The organism is Moorena sp. SIO3A2 (assembly GCF_010672265.1).
GTDB classification, from domain to species: Bacteria; Cyanobacteriota; Cyanobacteriia; order Cyanobacteriales; family Coleofasciculaceae; genus Moorena; species Moorena producens.
This window is the reverse complement of record NZ_JAAHHC010000046.1, coordinates 1-19,354: the sequence shown is the minus strand read 5'-3', so window position 1 is coordinate 19,354 and position 19,354 is coordinate 1. Positions and strand designations below refer to the sequence as shown.

Here is a 19,354-nt window from a genome sequence, read left to right as displayed (position 1 = left end):
GGATTTATCAGCGCCATTTGAATTGGTTGAGCCCCAAGCACAATTCCAGTCTTTGCTTTGTGGCTTTGCCAGCGATTGAGTTGATCTCAAATTCAGTAGATGCACCTCAAGGAGCGTGACCTAAGGTCAATTGCGTAGCGTGGCTTACGGCCAATCGCATTTTGATTCTGTGTTATGTTTACTACTTTTTTGCTAGACTCTGGGTATTATCTATGATGCCCGAATGTTATGGTCTCTGTTGAGCAAGTAATTAAAGAAGCTTTATCTTTGCCCAGTGCATGGAGAGCATTGTTGGCTCAGAAGCTGGTTGAAAGTCTTGAGTTTGATGTAGACGAAAACCTACAAGCACTTTGGGTAAGTGAAGCTAAGAAGCGTCGAGATGAAATCCGAAGTAGTATGGTTCAGCCTATTCCTGGAGAGGAAGGGTTAGCTAGAGTGAGGCGACTTCTGGAGCCATGAAATATGTCTTTCACCCAGCAGCCTTGACTGAATATGGTGAAGCAGTCGAGTTTTACGCAGAACGTAGAGTTGAATTGGCACAGGCATTTATCAATGTAGTTGAGGATGCAATTTTCTGAATTGTTGCGTCACCAACTCGTTGGGCTGTTATTGATGAAGATATTCCTCGATGTCTGACACGTAAATTTCCCTACGGGATTTTATACACTATTGAGGAAGATTACATTTTAATTGTGGCGGTGATGCACTGTAGTCGTGAGCCAGGATATTGGAAAGAGCGTGTCAGGGAGAAACCATCAGATGCATAAAATGATCTGAGGTTTGGTACGTCATTCGGACAACTAAGCTGTTATAGCACTAAGGTTATAAGTTAATACATTTTACTGATCCGAAGTGGGTGGATCTCATATTTGCTATTTGACCCTGCTTCCCCAAGACCGCACTACATCACTTCTGAGTAAGGCTTCTAGAATTTAGATGCGTTTGCCCTAGCTAGATAGTCCCTTAAAAAGTATCCCAAATTTCCTCCGCATAACGGGGTGGCATCGCCTCAGCATTGGTAAATGTCTGTTTCATTATCTGTGAAGCTTTCTCTATTTCTTCCCCCTCCCAGTCTACAATCAATAAATCGTTGGGACTACAGTGAAAGAAGGCGCAGAGTTGAGCGAGGGTAGTAAAAGCGATCGCTCTTAGCGGAAGCTGAGGCCTTTGGGCCACGCTTTGCGAACGCTTCATCGCATTCGCTTCCCCATTTTCAAGTTCCCTTAATTCTTGCCGATCGATTCCCGTAGATTCAGAAATTTCTTCGTAACTGATATTTCCGGAATTAGCTCTTAATTGGGCGTTGCTGATTCTGAGTATGGTTTCGCCCCCCTAGCCCCCCAATTCTGGGGGGAAAAACTCTCAAAGTCCCCCAGAATTGGGGGATTTAGGGGGCTTTAATAAAACCAGATTATCGCGCATTCATTCCTTAATTCAGCAACGCCCTTAATTGTGCTAGTTTAGTTGTGACTTTCATCGTGCAAACTGACCTGATATTTTTTAGTTTATGAAATTAAGCAAAAATTATAATAAAATTCCCGCGCCCCCGCCCCACAGTTCCCTTCTTTTTATAAAAAAAGCACTACGCATTTAGATTTTTGACATTGTCTTGATGCAGTCGCTCATGGGGGAAACCCCCAAGACCGCACTGGCTCCCCAAGACCGCGCTGCATCGCTTTTAAACTCCGAAACCTAGTCCTAGGTTACTTCTGACTTCTGACTTCTAACTTCTGACTTTCGCGTAGCGCTATATCAGATGCACCCTACTGTTGCCTGTTCCCTGTTCCCTGTTCCCTTTGCTATAGGCAGATGACGATGAAAATTACGAAAGAACCCTTCTGGGGATACTCGTTCTTTCCAAATCCGGCGACACTCATACTGTAAATCTACAAATTCCCGGGATGATAGATTGTCGTGAAACTCAGCAATTTTATCGCCAATTAAATGAAGTTCATTCTCCTTTATCCAAACACAGTATTTCTTCCAATCAATGTCAAAGTCGTAGGGAAGCACACAATCGGTATCTACAAGAACTGGAATTCTGCCACAACACAATGCTTCATAGAAGCGAAAGGAATTGTTACCTGAGCCACGGCAACAGAAGATATAGTCACTGTCTATTAGGTTATACACAAATTCCAGCCGATGCTTTTGCTTCAACTTGAAGTCCGGTTGATTGAAGAAAACTGGGCGTTCTCTAATCAGAAAGTTGGTGATTATGTTAGGGTCTTTGGCTAAGATATCTAAGGCTCGACCTCTTAACACATGTCCCCAATTATAGGGAGGAATAGTAGTTGTCAAGTTCAAGACATTCTTTTTGACTCTAGACCATAAAAATTTTAAGTGGGTTTTGGTATTTTTCCTGACGGCATAACCACAGAAACCAACTACCGGTTTTAAGCATTTTTGGCGGATATTGAGTTTGTTGTCCAGATAGTTTTCAACAAAGTCTTCGCTCCAGTGAGGTAGGGTAAAATCGTTGTTTTTTCTAAGGGATCGATAGAGGGAGTTACGGAATACAAAATCACTTTCAATCGGTAAGTTAAGATGGGAAGAAGTTCCACCAAAAAAACTGATTAAGGGCTTGCCTGCTGATTTAACGTTTTCTGCTAATTGTCTGGCTTTATGTTCCAATTCAGAATTGCATAGTGCCCAATTAACTGGTACAATTGCAAAATCTGCTTCCTCCAGAGACGACATCTTAAATAGAGACTTTCCAATCTCTACATAGTGGTCAAAACAACTACTAATGGGATCCTCAGGATTTTCGGGAGGCTTGCCCCAAAAGGGGTATAGGATTGCCTCATAGGTCATGCCCTCTGGCAGATAGTTCTGGTCACAGAAAATTTTCAAAGTCATAATTTTAGGCTCTAGGGAACAGGGAATAGGGAACAGGGAAAAAATCCTGTGTACCTCAGGTGCGACCCGTGGTGAATTTAATTCGCCAAGGTCAAGCTCACCTAATAGCTAAAAAAACCCTCTAACACTTTAGACGTCATTAAATCACACTTTTAGGCTATATCCATGCCTTTTTGCCAAATTATTTAGTTTGAAAAATTCTTAGGGAGTAGGAAGCTTCAACGCAGAAATATATCTTAACCTTTACTACAACTGCCATACCAAAAATTTTGCCCGCCTATCACAGGCTGGAAGCCTGTTCCACATTGGGAAAAGGGTAAAGGGTTACGGAGTCCACTCCTGGGCACACACCACACGAAAACCAATATTGCCGACGAGGTGCCTCAAGGCCGGATTAAAGACGCCGCGAGACCCAGAACGGCAGTTTTTAGGCAAGGTGTAGCAGGAACCACCCCGCCACACCCGATATTTATGATCATTTTCATTATTGCTATCGGGTTCATCTTGCCAGGCAGTGCCATCTGTCGGCGCACCTTCATAGTTATCATGCCAATGGTCTGCACACCACTCCCATACATTCCCATGCATATCGTAGAGTCCAAACTCATTGCCTACCCCAAAACTCCCCACTGGGGTGGTTTTTCTAGGATAAATCCCTGATGGCCCGTTACCATAAGACCCTTTCCAACCACCGTGTTGATCATCTGTTCCATTGTAGTTAGCAAACTCTGTTGTAATCGTCTCTCCAAAATGAAACGGGGTCGTTGTTTTGGCTCTACAGGCGTACTCCCACTGGGCTTCACTGGGCAAGCAATAAGGGCGTTTCGTATACTGTGACAGCCGCTCAGAAAACTCTACCGCATCAGACCAAGAGACTGTATCTACAGGTCGGTCTTCCTTTTTAAAATAGGATGGATTGGGTTTAAGTTCTCTGTTGACTTGGGGTAGGGCAGCCACGGCTTGCCATTGGGCTTGAGTAACTGGGTATTTGCCCATGAAGAAGGATTTAACGGTGACTTGATGCTGGGGACTTTCACTGTCTGTATGCCCCTCTTCGGTTTCTGGGGAACCCATAACGAAAGTGCCACCGGGGATGGCAACCATGTCCAAGGTGATACCATTTCCCAAGTCTTCAGCAAAGTACTGAATTTGTCGCTGATGGCGTGTGATATTAAGTTGTGATTGCTGTTCTTCTTTACTTCTTTCTGGCATCACCATTGTTTGGTTTAACTGATGTAAAACTGGCATCTTGCCAGTGATAATATTATTAGTAGTAGAACTGGCATCTTGCCAGTGGTTCTAGAAGTGGAACTGGCATCTTGCCAGTGGTTCTAGAAGTGGAACTGGCATCTTGCCAGTGGTTCTAGAAGTGGAACTGGCATCTTGCCAGTGGTTCTAGAAGTGGAACTGGCATCTTGCCAGTGGTTCTAAAAGTGGAACTGGCATCTTGCCAGTGGTTCTAGAAGTGGAACTGGCATCTTGTGTAGAACTGGCATCAAGCCAGTAACAATATTATTAGTTGATTGAGCTTGACACAGGCTGGAAGCCTGTTCCACCACACAATTATTGACACAGGCTGGAAGCCTGTTCCACCACACAATTATTGACACAGGCTGGAAGCCTGTTCCACCACACAATTATTGACACAGGCTGGAAGCCTGTTCCACCACACAGTCATTGACACAGGCTGGAAGCCTGTTCCACTACACAATTATTGACACAGGCTGGAAGCCTGTTCCACCATAGATTATTTTACAGAATATTTCTCTACACTATCCATTTGCCAGAAGAAAGGATATCTTTCAGCAATCTCAGATAAATTAGCTTTTATAGGATTTTCTCTGATATAGTTCCATGTCTCTAAAAATTCTCTTTCATCTCGCATAATGCGATCATATCGCTCGTCTTGCCAAACAATACCGATATGATTCATTACTTTAGTAACTTGTTTAGAACTATAGCTTTTAATGCTGTGGATAATACTAGCTAAGGTCCAATATTTCTGAGCTGATTTTGGTAAAGGCTGCATTAACCAATGTACATGATCCGGCATAATTACAACAGCATAGGTTTTGTACCTTTGGTTATTGAAGAATAAACAGGAATCTAGCACTACTTGTCTGGCTTCTGGGGTCAACTCTAGCTTTTCCCAAGTACTAAAAGTCACAAAGTAAATTGCTCCTGCTAATTCCCAGTGAGGAAGATTTCTTTGGCTAATTTTAAGATTTCGAGACTTTAGGAAACTGATATAACTGGTATAATTTATTGAACTGGCATCAAACCAGTCATAATCATTAATATTGGATTGAGACAGCCTCGAAGCCTTTGCCCCAGAGGAGGGACGGTTGGGGGTAGTCATTAGTTACATTTCTACAGAGTATGTTACTGCCAGCATCTTGCTAGTTAGAATCATTAATATTGGGTTAAGACAGCCTCCAAGCCTCTTCCCGGTGATTGGTGCTTCATCAGCTGGCTTGGGTTTAGTTAAGTTATCTTCACATATCCATTGTGGAACTGACATCAAGCCGCGTGATATATTACTAATTGTGGAACTGGCATCTTGCCAGTAAAATATGATTAATTGTGGAACTGGCATCTTGCCAGTGATTATAAAGGTGGAACTGGCATCTTGCCAGTGATTATAAAGGTGGAACTGGCATCTTGCCAGTGATATTATTATTACTTGTAGAACTGGCATCTTGCCAGTGATATTATTATTACTTGTAGAACTGGCATCTTGCCAGTGATATTATTATTACTTGTAGAACTGGCATCTTGCCAGTGATATTATTATTACTTGTAGAACTAGCATCTTGCCCAGGGCTATTTCATTCTAAAAAGTGCCAAAATATGCTTAAGCCCAAATTGGCATTTTCTTTGTGCTTGAGCCATGTTGTCAAACCCTGCATCTCGATAAAGATTCAGAGCTAAATTACGAGCGATCGCCCAAATTTGTACCAGAGGAGTTGTCCTGATACGAGATTTATCTTCACCCTGAGTGACATCTCTGACATAATGAACTTTGTTCTCTACGCCCCAATAGCCTCGAATCCGCTTGGCAAATTGTTCAGCCGTTTCTTTCAAGTCAGAGATATAGTATCGGATCTGGGTCTGATCAGTATTTGTAGTAATCCGTCGGGACTGAACTTGAATCACGGTAGCTAATCCAGGCCAAGAAGGCAAACCTTGGGTAACTTGGCAAATACTAACACTTCGTTTTTCTATTCGACCGTGTCCTTTATTGATCTGTTCAAAAGATTGCTGAGGAACGAACTGCTGTTGGGCGGCTGCAAAAAGTTTTGGTTGGTTCCCTTTAAGGGCTGCTATATAGTGATTCCCACTATCGATGATCAGCTGACAAGTTTTTTTTGGGTGTTTATGGCATCAAAGGCAAAAACCACGCCTTTGAGTGCTAGTGCTTTGATCAACTCTGGCACTGCCTTAATCTCATTCGTTTTTTTGACAACCATATCAGGCTTGAGAATTAATCCTCTCTCTACCAAGTAGGCACTCACTAACATAATTGCGGGATGGCGATCGCAATGTGGATTGTCTTGTTCGACCATAAATGACCCTCTCAAAACTTTCCCATCTACCCCTAAAGTCTCTCCCGCTTCCGGAGTGATCTCGAAAAAGCAAGCGAGCCTTGCTGAATAATCTGAGTAATCCATATTCAGTAACACTCGGCGGATTGTGCTGTATGATGGCAGTCGGTTGACTTGAAACAATTGGCTCAACTCCTCACGATTGTTTCAATCCAATCAGCGATCGCTAAAAATCCTTTATTCCCTGCAGCGACTGCTAGGGTAAAGATAGCCAGACATAGAGCCATTGAGTGTCTTCTTCCCTGCCCTCTACGAGCATCTGGTAAATCAGAAAAGGCTTCTAAAATAGCAATTTGACCCATCGATGTTGATTCTCTTGTGCCCTTGTGCCGGGAGCCGGTCTGGCATTGCAGAACAAATGAACTATGTACCATCAGAGCAAGCTTAAACCCATGAGGGGGCATTATATTTAGTACAAATGTTCTGCCTAAGCGACATCCTCCCTCTTGTGCCTTAGCATCTTATCTTACCATAGACCTCTTGCAAAAGTCCAATAAAAAAGATATAAATGGGTCAGTATAAGGGAAAATAATGACCTATCAAAAAGTTAAAGATTTAACTAACCAGGAGTTCAAACGCCTTTGTGGGGTAAGAATTGAGACTTTTACTCAGATGGTGAAATTAGTAGAAGAAAATGAAAAACAGAAGACAAAAACCGGGAGACCATCCAAATTGAGTCTAGAAAATCAAGTATTGATGACCCTGGAATACTTACGAGAATACAGAACTTACTTTCATATTGGTCAACATTGGGGACTGAATGAATCAACAGTGTACCGAATAATTCGGGTCTATAGAAAATATTTTAATTAAGTCCTTCGAATTTAGAATTCCAGGAAAAAAACAATTATTGAAATCAGGTAACCAAATCGAGATAGCAGTTATTGATGTAACGGAAACTCCGATTGAGCGTCCAAAAAAAAACCGAAAAAGTCCTACAGTGGTAAGAAGAAAAAGCACACCTTAAAATCTCAAGTTATCATTGATGAAAATAGCAAAGAGATAATCTGTATTGCTTACGGTAAAGGAAAAGAACATGATTTGAATTTGTTCAAAAAGAGTAAAACTAATCTCTCGGTAAAAACTAAATGTCTGGCAGATCAGGGATATCAAGGAATTCAAAAAATACATAAAATGAGTCATATTCCTCATAAAAAACCTCCCAAGAGTAAATTATCACCTCTCCAAAAAGAAGAGAATCGTCAGCTAGCTTCACAAAGAATTGTGATTGAACATGTCTATCGGCATATCAAAATATTTAAAATATTTTCAGAGCGATATCGTAACAGAAGAAAAAGATTTGGTTTGCGCTTTAATTTAATTGCTGCTATATACAACTACGAACTTTGTTTGTTGGCGAAGCCTGTCCGAAGGACAAAGAAAAAATTTAGCGATCGCTACTTTTGCAAGAGGTCTCATCTAGAATGAAATAGCCCTGGCATCTTGCCAGTGATATTATTATTAATTGTAGAACTGGCATCTTGCCAGTGACCAATATTATTAGTTGATTGAGCTTGACACAGGCAAGCTATGCCCGCAACAGGCTAGAAGCCTGTTCCACAAGAATAAAAAAAACAGGGTAAAGGGCAAAAGGGCAAAAGGGTCAAGGGCTAAAGAGTCCACGCACACCCACACACCACACGAAAACCAAAAGTGTAGACGTTGTGCCAGAGGGCCGGAACATAGATGAAGCGAGACCCAGAACGGCAGCTTCCAGGAACGTTGCCCCAACAACCGCCCCGCAACAGCCGCCAATTATTATCATTGTCATTATCATTTTTAGACTCATCTTCCCAGGCACTGCCATCTGTCGGCGCACCTTCATAGTTTGAGTGCCAATGGTCTGCACACCACTCCCACACATTCCCATGCATATCGTAGAGTCCAAACTCATTGGCTACCCCAAAACTCCCCACTGGGGTTGTTTCCTGGGCATATTTGCCTTTGGAACCAGAGCCATAAGTATAGTTGCCATGATAGTTAGCTAGGTCCGTTGTAATTGTCTCACCAAAATGAAACGGAGTCGTTGTACCTGCTCGACAAGCATACTCCCACTCGGCTTCACTGGGCAAGCGATACTGGCGTTTCGTATACTGGGAAAGTCGCTCACAAAATTCCACCGCATCATACCAAGAGACTCTTTCTACAGGTCGGTTTTCCCCTTTAAAATAGGATGGATTGGGTTTAAGTTCTGTGTTGACTTGGGGTAGGGCTGCCACCGCTTGCCATTGAGCTTGGGTGACTGGGTATTTGCCCATCAAGAAGGATTTAACCGTGACTTGATGCTGGGGACTTTCTTCCTCTCTATGCCCCTGTTCGGTTTCTGGGGAACCCATCATAAAGCTCCCTTCAGGAATGGCAACCATCTCTAACTCAACTCCATTCCCTAAGTCTTCGGTAAAACCATAAGCTTGTTGCTGATGACGGTTGATTATTAGTTCTGGTTTTCTTCTGAACCAGCCTGTTGGTTTCAACTCAATAGTTGTCACTTCAAACTCAAAAGGTTCTAGCTCAATCTCTGTCCCTGCTCCCAGCCCAATGGTTACCACCTCAAATTCAAAGGTTTCCATGGCTGGAAAACCTTCAAGCTGAGTGACTGGATTAAGGCTAAGGTTTACCCCATGAACACCATAGGATTGACTAGCATCAGGGGGAATTTTACCTTTGAGCCACATTCCCAGGGATTCAGCAAATTTCATTAAGGAGTCATATTGACTCAACTGGGGTCTAAATTCTTGAATTAGACGCTGTAATCGGGCTAATTCTGCCTGTCCATTTTTTCCTCGGTTAACCAATCCTTGTAGGGCTGTGGCAATCTCTTCTTCTGCTTGAGTGCGATGTTGATCTAAATACACCATGGCTGCCCATTGTTGTGCCTGGAATTCTCCCTGTCGGCTAGGGGGATGGGTTCCCATTAAATAAGTCACGTAATCCATCAGCAATTGGGCTACCGATTTGAGGCGATTTCTGCCAAATTTGTGTTGAAATTCTGATGTTTCAAATTGTGCCAATAAATGAGACCGTATCGCCGGAGTCATGGCATATAATTCATAACCAACTGGACGGCATAACTCCGATAACAGTAAATCCGCTTCTGCTATCCAAGGCACTTCCTGGTTCAGTAAAAATTGCACTCGGATATAATTCACCAATTCCGGAGTCAAAACCAAGGGCAAGGCACAATGACAAGCTAGATAGCCATAGTTGGGCTCAAACCTGGCCACAAACCGTTCAATTTGTTGTTTGGCTAATTCTCCCGTTAATTGGTCAGATGAGGAAGTTGTCATAGATCTTAACGAATCTGTGCGATCGCTTGATTTAACCCATGAGTATCGAGGGGGTACATTGGTACTAAATGAGCGATAAATTGGGCAGTGCTTCCCTGCCAGCGTTCAGAGGGAACGGGATTCAACCAGGCAATTAACTTGGTATGCTGTTTAATGTGCCACAAAACTTCAGCAGTTGCTGAAAATCTTTCCGAACGGCGATCGCCACGAGCTGCTCCCCCATCGCTGACAATTAAAACACTGGTATCCCCATCGGACTCTGCCAAAATTGACTCAAACTTTACCTTTTCGGTTAGATAAGGGTCGTTATAAACATACTCTGGTGGAACGTTGTGGAAATAGCCCACCCGCACCCGTTCGATATTACTGTCGTGTTGGGCGGTTTCCACTAAATCTCGGGTAAAGCGGTGAAAGGGAGTCATAGAGCCTTCGTGATCCAGCAACAAGAGCAAATCAGCGTGATTTTGCTCCCTTCGGCTGTATTTGGGCTTTAAAAAAAATCCCTGTTGGCAGACCTTGGCAATTGTCCCTTCCACATCTAGAACATCTTCTCTACCATCTGCCACCATCCGCCGTAAATAACGCCAGCTATAAACCATATACCTGCGAGAAATGGGATAATACCCTTGGAAATCCCTGTCTTCTGTCTGTTCCAATAAATTGATTGATGATTTGACCGGCAGTAAGGATAATTCAGGAACTGGAGTCGGAGAGTCTACCCTTGAGGTAACTTGTTCCTCAGAGGATACAGCAGGAGGATTCTTAGGGGAGGACGATGATTCGGGTGATTCTGATGGAAATTCCCTTGGTTTTGCTGGCTCTTGGCTCTCTTCTGCGCTAATGGAACGAAAAATGACTTCTAAATGGTCTTGTTGGGCTAGGGAATGACACCAAAGCGTCCGCAAAAGTTTTTTGAGAGCATTGGCATCCTGCACTCCCCAGCCGCCCTCCATAGCTTGTAAGGCAGCTAAATATTCATTAATTCCCAAAGCAAACCCATCCCGGCGCAAGCGGTAAAAGAGGCGAGTTAAGAGAGGGCGGGGATTAAAGTTACTCATAGCAATTTCATAAGACAGTGTAACACGTAGAAGATCCCCCTAAATCCCCCTTAAAAAGGGGGACTTTAACTCCAGTTCCCCCCTTTTTCAAGGGGCAACACCGAGGAGATCCCCCTAAATCCCCCTTAACAAGGGGGACTTTCACTCTTTTTCAAGGGGCAACACCGAGGAGATCCCCCTAAATCCCCCTTAACAAGGGGGACTTTCACTCCAGTTCCCCCCTTAACAAGGGGGGCTAGGGGGATCCCCCTAAATCCCCCTTAACAAGGGGGACTTTCACTCCAGTTCCCCCCTTAACAAGGGGGGCTAGGGGGGATCCCCCTAAATCCCCCTTAACAAGGGGGACTTTCACTCCAGTTCCCCCCTTTTTCAAGGGGGGCTAGGGGGGATCCCCCTAAATCCCCCTTAACAAGGGGGACTTTCACTCTTTTTCAAGGGGGACTTTCACTCCAGTTCCCCCCTTTTTCAAGGGGGGCTAGGGGGGATCCCCCTAAATCCCCCTTAACAAGGGGGACTTTCACTCTTTTTCAAGGGGGACTTTCACTCCAGTTCCCCCCTTTTTCAAGGGGGGCTAGGGGGGATCCCCCTAAATCCCCCTTAACAAGGGGGACTTTCACTCTTTTTCAAGGGGGACTTTCACTCCAGTTCCCCCCTTTTTCAAGGGGGGCTAGGGGGGATCTCCCTAAATCCCCCTTAACAAGGGGGACTTTCACTCTTTTTCAAGGGGGACTTTCACTCCAGTTCCCCCCTTAACAAGGGGGACTTTCACTCCAGTTCCCCCCTTTTTCAAGGGGGGCTAGGGGGGATCCCCCTAAATCCCCCTTAACAAGGGGGACTTTCACTCTTTTTCAAGGGGGACTTTAAGTCCAGTTCCCCCCTTTTTCAAGGGGGGCTAGGGGGGATCTGATCTGTAGCCTCATTAAAGGAAATTGGTATCATGAACCTGCATAATTAGGATTTTGCCAATCTTGCCGCAATTTAAATACTAAATCTCGATAGGGAATTGTATTGTCTTGCTGCAGTTCACTCACAGGATAGGGTTCCGATTTAAAGTGATGTAAGGCAGCCAGCCAATCCAGAAACTCACTGGTTCCCGGAAGTTTAAATAGACTTTTATCCTGTCGTATCTCTAAAAATTTAGCGACCGCAGTCTTCACTAAATCGGATTTAGGCATTGCCATTGTCTCTGGTTTCTGTTTCTGTTGATAGTGAACCTCGACAATTTTCTCTAACTCTTCCGGTTGACTAGGGAATTGCACATAGTGATATAAACAGCGACGTAAGAAGGGAGAGGGGAGACTGCCTTTTTCTTTGTTACTGGTAATAATGATAATTGGTAATTGCTCTTGATTCGCCTCAATGGTTTCTCCGGTTTCTCGAATAAAAAATTTCCAAGGTTTATCCAATATCGACAGTAAATCATTGGGAAAATCCACATCAGCCTTGTCAATTTCATCAATAAGCAACACTGCGGGATAGTCGTGGGATTGAAACGCTTTTCCCAGGGGACCTAGTTCACGGTAATGGTTTGGTACTTTAGGATTTCTCGGTTGTCCAGTGTTCGGATTAATTGACGGGGTTAAGTCTTTGGTTTGGACATCATGCAACCGCAAAATCGCATCGTATTCATATAATCCTTCTTGGACTTTGGTGGTTGAACGAATATCCCAGCGATAAAAGGGCAACCCTAATTCATAAGCCACTGCCACTGCTAATCGGGTTTTACCACATCCCGATTCTCCTTCAATTAACAGGGGTCTTTTCATAAAAATTGCCAAATTCACAGCTTCAATTAATTCGCTGTCGGCAATATAGGGTTCTAATTCTGTGGGAGACTCTGGATGACATTGTTTAGGTCGATGTTTTGGATTGCCCTGGAAGATGTATTTAGGGGGATTCATCAACTATTCCTTGACTAATTTAGATAAATATTGTTCTAACTTTGAGCAAACTGTACTAGGAATACCGCGATTAGATAATTTATAAATTTTCTTGGCTATTTCTTGGCTTTTTAATTTACGTAATCCATAGACTTGTTGCAGCCAATCATCAATATCACTTTCTTTCCATTTACTCAAAGACAATTTGATAATTTTTAAACTATCAAAATCGTTGTAACTACAACAATAACTAAGCTTTTGATAAGATTTAGTTATTGTTGAACTTAGAGAACAAAACAATAAAAAATTTACCCAACAATAATCTTTAGAAATTTCTTGGTAATGTTTTTGTTTCAAAAGATTCCAAAAAGAATCAATAAACCAAGATAAAAGTCTATCATCATTTTCTGTAATAGAATCCCAGTTGCTAAAATCCAAAAAAACAACACTTCCTCCCTGTACACTGTCACCGATCTTTTTAATAATGTTCTGGATGTATTGTTGGTCATTGGGATGAGCTTCAATTGGCTTAAAATAATCCGCGATCGCATTTAGCAAACTTCGCTCATCAGAAATATCAGGTCTTAACAAGGGATCTATGGGACAATACTTAAGTTTACCATAACTTTTACGACTAAGATTGTATTTAATTTCTGCAACACATAAATCTCCTCGCATTGAGGAGGTATCTTGCAGTAAAAATAAAGCCAAACCTCCTTGTTTACCCAAACAATTTTCAATAATAAAATTGACTATTTTTTTTTGTTTACGGAAGTTAATCTTAGATAAGTTTTGAGCAATAGTAGGTTTTCGATTGGAACTAACGGAGGAATCGCTCTTAGTTTTTAATAAATCGAGTTCATTATCGACTTTGTCAAGCTTCTTAAAGTATTCTTCAGATTGCCTTTGTAAATCACTATACTTAGGTAAATCTGACATAGAGTAACTCATTTGGTTACTGATTTTTTCAATATGTTCATTAATTAATCGTTTTTGTTGTTCTAGAAAGGCTTGTCTACGAATTTGAGTATTACTTGTCATCTTTCGATTCACATCATCATCTAAAAACCAGAAAGTTCTCGTTTAATTTTTTCGATCTTATCGAAATAAATATTCGCTCGTTTTTCCAAATCTAGATAATTAGCTAAATTGGACTCAAAACCCATTTGCTTTCTCACCTCTTCGACTCTTTCCTCCCACTCTCTCTTTTGTTTTTCAAGAAACCTTATCCTAAATGGTGACAAACGTGGCTTAACTCGCTTTTCTATTTCCTGAGTTCGGATAACAATTGACTCCAACTGTGACCAAGCTTTGACTAAAATTTGTGCAGGAATCATAAAGGCAACTTTTGCCGTTTGTCGCTTGGTATCTGCAGCAACTACCATCCCCACCACTCCCTGCAATTTTTCATCCCAAACCGGAGAACCACTAAATCCTGGTTCAATCCTGTATCCAGTTACCTTAGGATCTTCCAGTTGAATCCATTGTTTAGCATTTTGCTCCGACAATACCCCAGTTGCCCAACCCCCATTAGGAACTCCTGCCGGACAACCAAATACTTGAAATGGATTATTTGCAAGATTTTCTGATAACAGCAGGCGAGTCGCGTTAGCAGAAGCAGGAAGGTGATCAAGTTTCAAAACTGCAATATCTTCTATGGCTTCCTCAGAATCTTCTAAAGGAGATTCAGGATGCCAGCAAACCACCCTGGCCGAAAATTTAGTCCCATTAAGTAAAGGAAAATCAACGTTTATTTCTCCTTCAGGTGAGCTCTGTGTCCTGCTATCAATTAACAATGCCTCTGCCACGACATGAGCACAGGTTAACGCATAGTGTTCGGATACCAGAAAGCCAATACCAACTACTTGGTCTTGATAAAAGAGCCTAATAATTGAACTCTTATGGACATTAAAATCCATTTATTTAATTCATCCTCTACTTGCTCTGATTCTTATTACTCCATTTTAAGGTAATTTCATAGCTCACTTCGCCACCCACAGAGGCAAAGACGGCTCCCGCATCTGCCGTCAATTTCAAACCAAATTTTACCTCCACTTCATCAGCAGGTTGGTTGAGGTCACGCAATTTGGTGATCACCGCAGAAGCCACCGGTTTGATTTGATCTAGAGCTTCTTCAAAGGTCTGCCGTGCCTTGAGGACTTTTTTTCCCGATCCCAGGGAGACTCGCTCAATACCACGGCTTTCTGGTTCTTCCACTTCTACCAGAAATGTAGTTCCATCCGCTAGAGAAAATTGCGCTAATTTTTTTTCTTCCATTGTTTGTGTCTTTTTACTCCCATTCACCAATTCCAGACAGGGTGAATCTTATTTTAGCTGTTTGAGCCGTGGCTGGAATAGGCATCTTAGTAGAACTGGCATCTTGCCAGTTTCATTTCCCACCCTGTGGAACTGGCATCTTGCCAGTTTCATGTCCCACCCTACACAAGTCCCATTCACAAATGCCAGACATTGTTGCTCAGCTAGTTATAGCCGTGATCACCCACGCTACGATCGCAAGACTAATTCCAACCGCAACTACCAACACTACAGCCAACCCTGCCAACAGTAAGATAAGAAACAACCAATCGGATTTTTGTGGTGTTGATGATGATACATTTAGTTCTTTCTCTAACAGCTCGACATTTTTGACATTTGCCTTCCAGGCCGCATCCACCAGATCCCCTAACACCGGTACAGACCCAGTAACTGTCTCAAGAAGGATATTCAGCACCATCTCCACCAAGGTAGATCGAGACACTCCCAGTCGTGCTGCTTCTACGACAATGTATGATGAAATGATAGTTCCCACAAAATCACCACCCCCTGGTAACAGACCGATGATGGGATCTAAACCAATCCGATAACGTGTTCCTGGGATAGGAATAGCATTGTCCAGTAGGTAGCTTACCCGACGTACACGCCTTAAGGTCGATGTTTTGCGATCATTCCTCATCTTTCCGCCTCCCTGGAGACCCCCGCTATACCTGAAAGGTTAGCAAAAGGACGTGGCATATAAACACCTGGGGAAACCCCAGGTGACAGGCACTCAGGAAAGGGAGGACAGGGTATTAATTTGATATGAATATCCATCCTTTTTGTGAATTGGTGTACAGTACTTGTAACTGATTCCTTGAATCAATCCGTTGGCAGTCGAAATGTTAAACGAGCCAGTTTTACGAGTGGCGACACGTCCAACATAAGTTCCGATCTTTTTGCCTTTAGTAACAATTGCTTTGACAATATCTCCGGTCTGGAAACCTTTGTGGATCTTAGTTCTTGAACAATAACGCTTCGGAAACCCAAATTTATCTGTTCGACAGATTTGGCGAGTTCCATGACCTTTGGCCATAATTAATAAAAATTGGCAATTTTCGACATAAATGGCTTCAACCTTCCCCACACAAGCGGCATCAAGCCAATGTGTTTTAACTAGGTTAAACCGACGTCGATTATATTTAGTCTGGCCTCCCGAACCCGTTTCTACTGGCAATCCAGTAGACTTGAGTTCTTTGTACAGCTTCCAGCGAGTCGAATTGACCGCAGCGGTATCAGCTAATGATCGTTTAGATTGAGACAGGACTCGCTTCAATACATCAGGCTTCCTTGATAAGAATTGTTTGATATCCTGGTTTCCTTTGGCTTGGTTACAATCGTGACAAGCTATTGCCAGGTTACTAACCCTATCGGAACCACCATTAGATCTTGGTTTAATATGTTCGACTTCTAGCCTGGTATCTGTTGCACCACAGTAGGCGCATTTACGGTTCCATTTTTCAAGCAAGTACTCTCGAATTTCGTAGCCGTACAAAGTGCCTTGTTGATACTCAGTACCGGAGATTTCTGGGTTTTCCATTTTTTGAGTGTCGAACCGTACCAATTCTTGAGAAATACCCGTCATGGGACAAAACCGAATTAGCTTTTTAACCCAAGTCAGGATATTATGAACTCTAGACATTAAACTGGGTGCTAGCCACTCCAAAGGACGTTTCCGATTAAGAAAACGAGGTTTTCTATAGCGAGTTTTGCGGTTACGGCGAGAACGTCTTAATTGCCGTCTTGAGGTTAAAGCGTCTCGAATTTTAAATCCACGATGCATTATTTCAGCACCCCAGATAACAGTGTTGTCTTGTAGAATTGCTAAGCCTGTTGTTTTTGCGCCTGGGTCAATTTTTAACTGGTGATTATGAGTCGTACAGTTTCCTACCTCCAAATCTTTTAGGATAATTGTAAATGGATACCTTCTAAACACTTTGGCTCTACCTTGCTTGAGCAATAGTCTGGCTCTAGCCGGACGGCAAGGGTCTAATGGTTTAAAGTCTTTGTCAAGTACAAATACACGCATAATTGTGTTTTCTCCTATTGCTAGGGTGAGTTCGCTTAGCCAATGTTTTTTGAGTTTGTCTTGTTAATAGCACTGTCTTAACCCGTTTATGACTGTTTAACTATTAACCACAGAGCAGAAGACTAGCGACGCATCTAAAGGTGTGATAGCTCAAAAAACGTAGACTCAATAGTCTTAGGCTGGTCACGTCATGGACTTTTTCAAGCCCCCGTTATAGCCGTTAGGCGTGGGCGGTGGGTTCGTGACGGGCTTAAATAGGTTGTTTGGTTGAAGGTTGAAGGCAGAATGTAGAATGTAGAAGGCAGAAGGCAGAAGGCAGAATGGTGAGTTCTAAATTCTCAATTCTAAATTCTCAATTCTAAATTCTCAATTCTCAAAAGTGTTTCAGCTAATGTGATTATTTTTTGGCCTTAGCTAATTTTATTCTTGGTCTAGGTCTGCGATGGGATGCTTGCATTGCTTCTCCTACTATCACATTCAACTGATCCCCTAATAACAGTAGCAGAGAAGTCATGTAAAGCCAAAGCTGTAAGATAATCACGGCTGTTACGGTACCATAGACTTTGTTGTAATTGCTGAAATTGGCAGTAACGTAGTGCCGAAACAAGCCTGAAGCCACTGCCCAGGAAATGGCTGCTAAAACTGCTCCTGGCAATATCGGTGTTCCGATCTGCCAACGACTTGGTCCGTAGCGATAGATAAAGGCAAAGGATGCTGCCACCATACTCAGGGCTACGGGCCAGGTCAACAGACTCCAGAGTGTCAACAAGATGGAAGCTCCACTCGTATCAACGACTGTTTTTAGCACCCAGTGACTGATAAATACCAAAAAAGATGCAATCACTAGCAGTATGATACTACCAATGGTTAAGCCTAGAGAAATCAACTTAGCTTTCCAAAACGGTCGTTGTTGCTCTCGGGGGATGTGGTGGATGTGATCAAGGGCATTCATCGCTGCACTCAGTGCCCCAGAAGATACCCAAATGGCTATGATAAAACTCAGGGAAAATAGACTGCTATTGGTGCTGAGGTGAATCTGCTCGGTAAATTCCTGAATTGGCTGCACCGCCTGAGCCGGACCTACTTCCTTCATCATTTTCAGAGCTTGATTCTGTGCCACTTCACTCAGCTCGGGAGGGTGGTGGTACCAGGTTAATTGTAAGGAATATTCAAACAAGCCAATCGCTGTCAGAATTGCTAAAATTGCTGGAAAAAGCGCTAACATGGCGTTATATGCCATTTCAGCAGATAGACCCATTAAGCGACGTTCCATCGCACGCTTGAAAGTCTTCCTGAGGGTTACCAGATTCAGGTAACCAAAGAAACGGAAGAAACGAAAAAAACGCTTAGATAGCATAGGTTCTGATGTGAGCAGGGGCTTGCTACAAATTAATTTGCCAATTTTACCCGTAGTTTGCCCATTACTAGTGTTCAGTAGTTCAATTGACACACTTTAATATTTTATTGACAGTTTACCGTTAACCCGACCCCCTCAACCATAATTAAATTTGATTAAATTTGATTAGTGCTATAGCCGATGGAGTAGTTGTTGATGAGCAACAATGGGTCGCTTACCGAATGGTTAGCCCAAATCAAGGAACTGAAGCAGCAGCTGGCCGATAGCATTAAAGAGTGCCAGGCTGCGGATAAAAGTGCAGCTCATTGGCGTCAGTTATATAATACTGAAGCTCAGCAACGCCGTATCGAAAGCCAACTTGCTCAAGAGCAAATCGAAACTCTCAAGGCTCAACTGCAACAATTACAACAAGACGGATTTCAACTCAAATCAGATCAACTGGAGACGGTTTCGAGTATTGAGCAGAATGTGGAACAACTGCAAACGGTTGAGGAATTAAGGGCAACCCTTAAGTCAGTCATGGCAGAACGCGATCGCTTAATCGATGCCTTAAAGACTGAGCAAGCCAACCATGCTCAAACCCGGGAAAACTTAACGGTTGTGATTAGTGATACTGTTGAGCAACTGGCTAAGGAAAGAAAGAGTAAACCGTCCCAGGTAGAGGAGGTTACCGTCAGCGAGTATTCCCCATCTCCCGATCTTCCCAGCTTCGACAATGAAGATAGTTGGTAAGTATATGCGCTACTTGAGGTGCTACTTGAGGTGCGGTCAGCGGTCAGCGGTCAGCTTCGTGACTTCACTCAGATCAAAAAATGGTTACCTCTTTCATTCACAAACTGATAGCTGATAGCTGATAGCTGATAGCTGATAGCTGATAGCTGATAGCTGATAGCTGATAGCTGATAGCTGATAGCTGATAGCTGATAGCTGATAGCTGATAGCTGATAGCTGATAGCTGATAGCTGA

The 19,354-nt window shown here is 42.9% G+C and carries 19 protein-coding genes and 3 pseudogenes; 5 read left to right on the top strand and 17 right to left on the bottom strand.

What is annotated here, in order from left to right; all coding sequences use genetic code 11:
- Positions 1 to 228 precede the first annotated feature (228 nt).
- Together F6K64_RS30870 and F6K64_RS39205 are read left to right on the top strand one after the other, a co-directional pair.
- The gene (locus tag F6K64_RS30870) at positions 229 to 459 is read left to right on the top strand and encodes an addiction module protein (RefSeq protein WP_287267380.1); all 231 of its coding nucleotides are present in this window, start codon (positions 229 to 231) and stop codon (positions 457 to 459) included.
- Positions 456 to 767: pseudogene (locus tag F6K64_RS39205) on the top strand (type II toxin-antitoxin system RelE/ParE family toxin). Before F6K64_RS30870 ends, F6K64_RS39205 begins: the two are co-directional and overlap by 4 nt.
- 196 nt (positions 768 to 963) lie before the next feature.
- Here the strand turns inward: F6K64_RS39205 and F6K64_RS30860 are convergent.
- From F6K64_RS30860 to F6K64_RS30825, 8 genes and pseudogenes are all read right to left on the bottom strand, one after another.
- Positions 964 to 1,176, bottom strand: coding sequence for a hypothetical protein (locus F6K64_RS30860; RefSeq protein ID WP_131826862.1), 213 nt, complete (start codon positions 1,174 to 1,176; stop codon positions 964 to 966).
- 576 nt (positions 1,177 to 1,752) lie between these two features.
- Positions 1,753 to 2,859: a glycosyltransferase family 47 protein gene (locus tag F6K64_RS30855; protein ID WP_287267379.1), complete on the bottom strand. Its 1,107-nt coding sequence runs from the start codon at positions 2,857 to 2,859 to the stop codon at positions 1,753 to 1,755.
- Positions 2,860 to 3,183: 324 nt separating this feature from the next.
- A complete protein-coding gene (locus F6K64_RS30850; protein ID WP_287267397.1) occupies positions 3,184 to 4,077 on the bottom strand; it encodes a formylglycine-generating enzyme family protein in 894 nt (297 codons plus the stop codon).
- Between the two features lie 209 nt (positions 4,078 to 4,286).
- Positions 4,287 to 4,469 carry a hypothetical protein gene (locus F6K64_RS30845; protein ID WP_287255209.1) on the bottom strand — a complete coding sequence of 61 codons (183 nt, stop codon included), beginning with the start codon at positions 4,467 to 4,469 and terminating at the stop codon, positions 4,287 to 4,289.
- Between the two features lie 137 nt (positions 4,470 to 4,606).
- The gene (locus F6K64_RS30840) at positions 4,607 to 5,107 is read right to left on the bottom strand and encodes an REP-associated tyrosine transposase (RefSeq protein WP_502708090.1); all 501 of its coding nucleotides are present in this window, start codon (positions 5,105 to 5,107) and stop codon (positions 4,607 to 4,609) included.
- Between the two features lie 114 nt (positions 5,108 to 5,221).
- Positions 5,222 to 5,557: a hypothetical protein gene (locus tag F6K64_RS30835; protein WP_287255206.1), complete on the bottom strand. Its 336-nt coding sequence runs from the start codon at positions 5,555 to 5,557 to the stop codon at positions 5,222 to 5,224.
- 125 nt (positions 5,558 to 5,682) lie between these two features.
- Positions 5,683 to 6,530: pseudogene (locus F6K64_RS30830) on the bottom strand (ISAs1 family transposase).
- Between the two features lie 62 nt (positions 6,531 to 6,592).
- Positions 6,593 to 6,766, bottom strand: coding sequence for a transposase family protein (locus F6K64_RS30825; RefSeq protein WP_287255204.1), 174 nt, complete (start codon positions 6,764 to 6,766; stop codon positions 6,593 to 6,595).
- A 229-nt stretch (positions 6,767 to 6,995) separates the two neighbouring features.
- Between F6K64_RS30825 and F6K64_RS30820 the strand changes: the two genes are divergently transcribed.
- A complete protein-coding gene (locus F6K64_RS30820) occupies positions 6,996 to 7,277 on the top strand; it encodes a helix-turn-helix domain-containing protein (protein ID WP_008190145.1) in 282 nt (93 codons plus the stop codon).
- 117 nt (positions 7,278 to 7,394) lie between these two features.
- Positions 7,395 to 7,892 (top strand): annotated as a pseudogene (locus F6K64_RS30815) (transposase family protein); the annotation flags it as partial.
- A 182-nt stretch (positions 7,893 to 8,074) separates the two neighbouring features.
- Here F6K64_RS30815 and F6K64_RS30810 read toward each other — a convergent pair.
- The 9 genes from F6K64_RS30810 to F6K64_RS30770 all read right to left on the bottom strand — a co-directional run bounded on the left by F6K64_RS30810 (position 8,075) and on the right by F6K64_RS30770 (position 18,388).
- On the bottom strand, positions 8,075 to 9,751 hold the full coding sequence (locus tag F6K64_RS30810; protein ID WP_287267376.1) for a formylglycine-generating enzyme family protein: 1,677 nt from the start codon (positions 9,749 to 9,751) through the stop codon (positions 8,075 to 8,077).
- Positions 9,752 to 9,756: 5 nt separating this feature from the next.
- Positions 9,757 to 10,809, bottom strand: coding sequence for a VWA containing CoxE family protein (locus tag F6K64_RS30805; RefSeq protein WP_287267374.1), 1,053 nt, complete (start codon positions 10,807 to 10,809; stop codon positions 9,757 to 9,759).
- A 935-nt stretch (positions 10,810 to 11,744) separates the two neighbouring features.
- Positions 11,745 to 12,710, bottom strand: coding sequence for an AAA family ATPase (locus F6K64_RS30800; RefSeq protein ID WP_287267372.1), 966 nt, complete (start codon positions 12,708 to 12,710; stop codon positions 11,745 to 11,747).
- A 3-nt stretch (positions 12,711 to 12,713) separates the two neighbouring features.
- On the bottom strand, positions 12,714 to 13,730 hold the full coding sequence (locus F6K64_RS30795) for a hypothetical protein (RefSeq protein WP_287267370.1): 1,017 nt from the start codon (positions 13,728 to 13,730) through the stop codon (positions 12,714 to 12,716).
- 20 nt (positions 13,731 to 13,750) lie between these two features.
- Entirely contained in the window at positions 13,751 to 14,608 is an 858-nt protein-coding gene (locus F6K64_RS30790) for a trypsin-like peptidase domain-containing protein (protein WP_287267369.1), read from the bottom strand.
- A gap of 16 nt (positions 14,609 to 14,624) precedes the next feature.
- Positions 14,625 to 14,966: a CU044_2847 family protein gene (locus F6K64_RS30785; protein ID WP_287267368.1), complete on the bottom strand. Its 342-nt coding sequence runs from the start codon at positions 14,964 to 14,966 to the stop codon at positions 14,625 to 14,627.
- 199 nt (positions 14,967 to 15,165) lie between these two features.
- The gene (locus F6K64_RS30780; RefSeq protein WP_287267366.1) at positions 15,166 to 15,642 is read right to left on the bottom strand and encodes a DUF4112 domain-containing protein; all 477 of its coding nucleotides are present in this window, start codon (positions 15,640 to 15,642) and stop codon (positions 15,166 to 15,168) included.
- Between the two features lie 93 nt (positions 15,643 to 15,735).
- Complete coding sequence (gene iscB, locus F6K64_RS30775) at positions 15,736 to 17,031, bottom strand: RNA-guided endonuclease IscB (protein WP_071102596.1); 1,296 nt, start codon at positions 17,029 to 17,031, stop codon at positions 15,736 to 15,738.
- Positions 17,032 to 17,428: 397 nt separating this feature from the next.
- On the bottom strand, positions 17,429 to 18,388 hold the full coding sequence (locus tag F6K64_RS30770) for a YihY/virulence factor BrkB family protein (RefSeq protein WP_502708088.1): 960 nt from the start codon (positions 18,386 to 18,388) through the stop codon (positions 17,429 to 17,431).
- A 195-nt stretch (positions 18,389 to 18,583) separates the two neighbouring features.
- Here F6K64_RS30770 and F6K64_RS30765 point away from each other — a divergent pair, with 195 nt between their 5' ends.
- On the top strand, positions 18,584 to 19,120 hold the full coding sequence (locus F6K64_RS30765) for a hypothetical protein (RefSeq protein WP_008189846.1): 537 nt from the start codon (positions 18,584 to 18,586) through the stop codon (positions 19,118 to 19,120).
- The last annotated feature ends 234 nt before the right edge of the window (positions 19,121 to 19,354 follow it).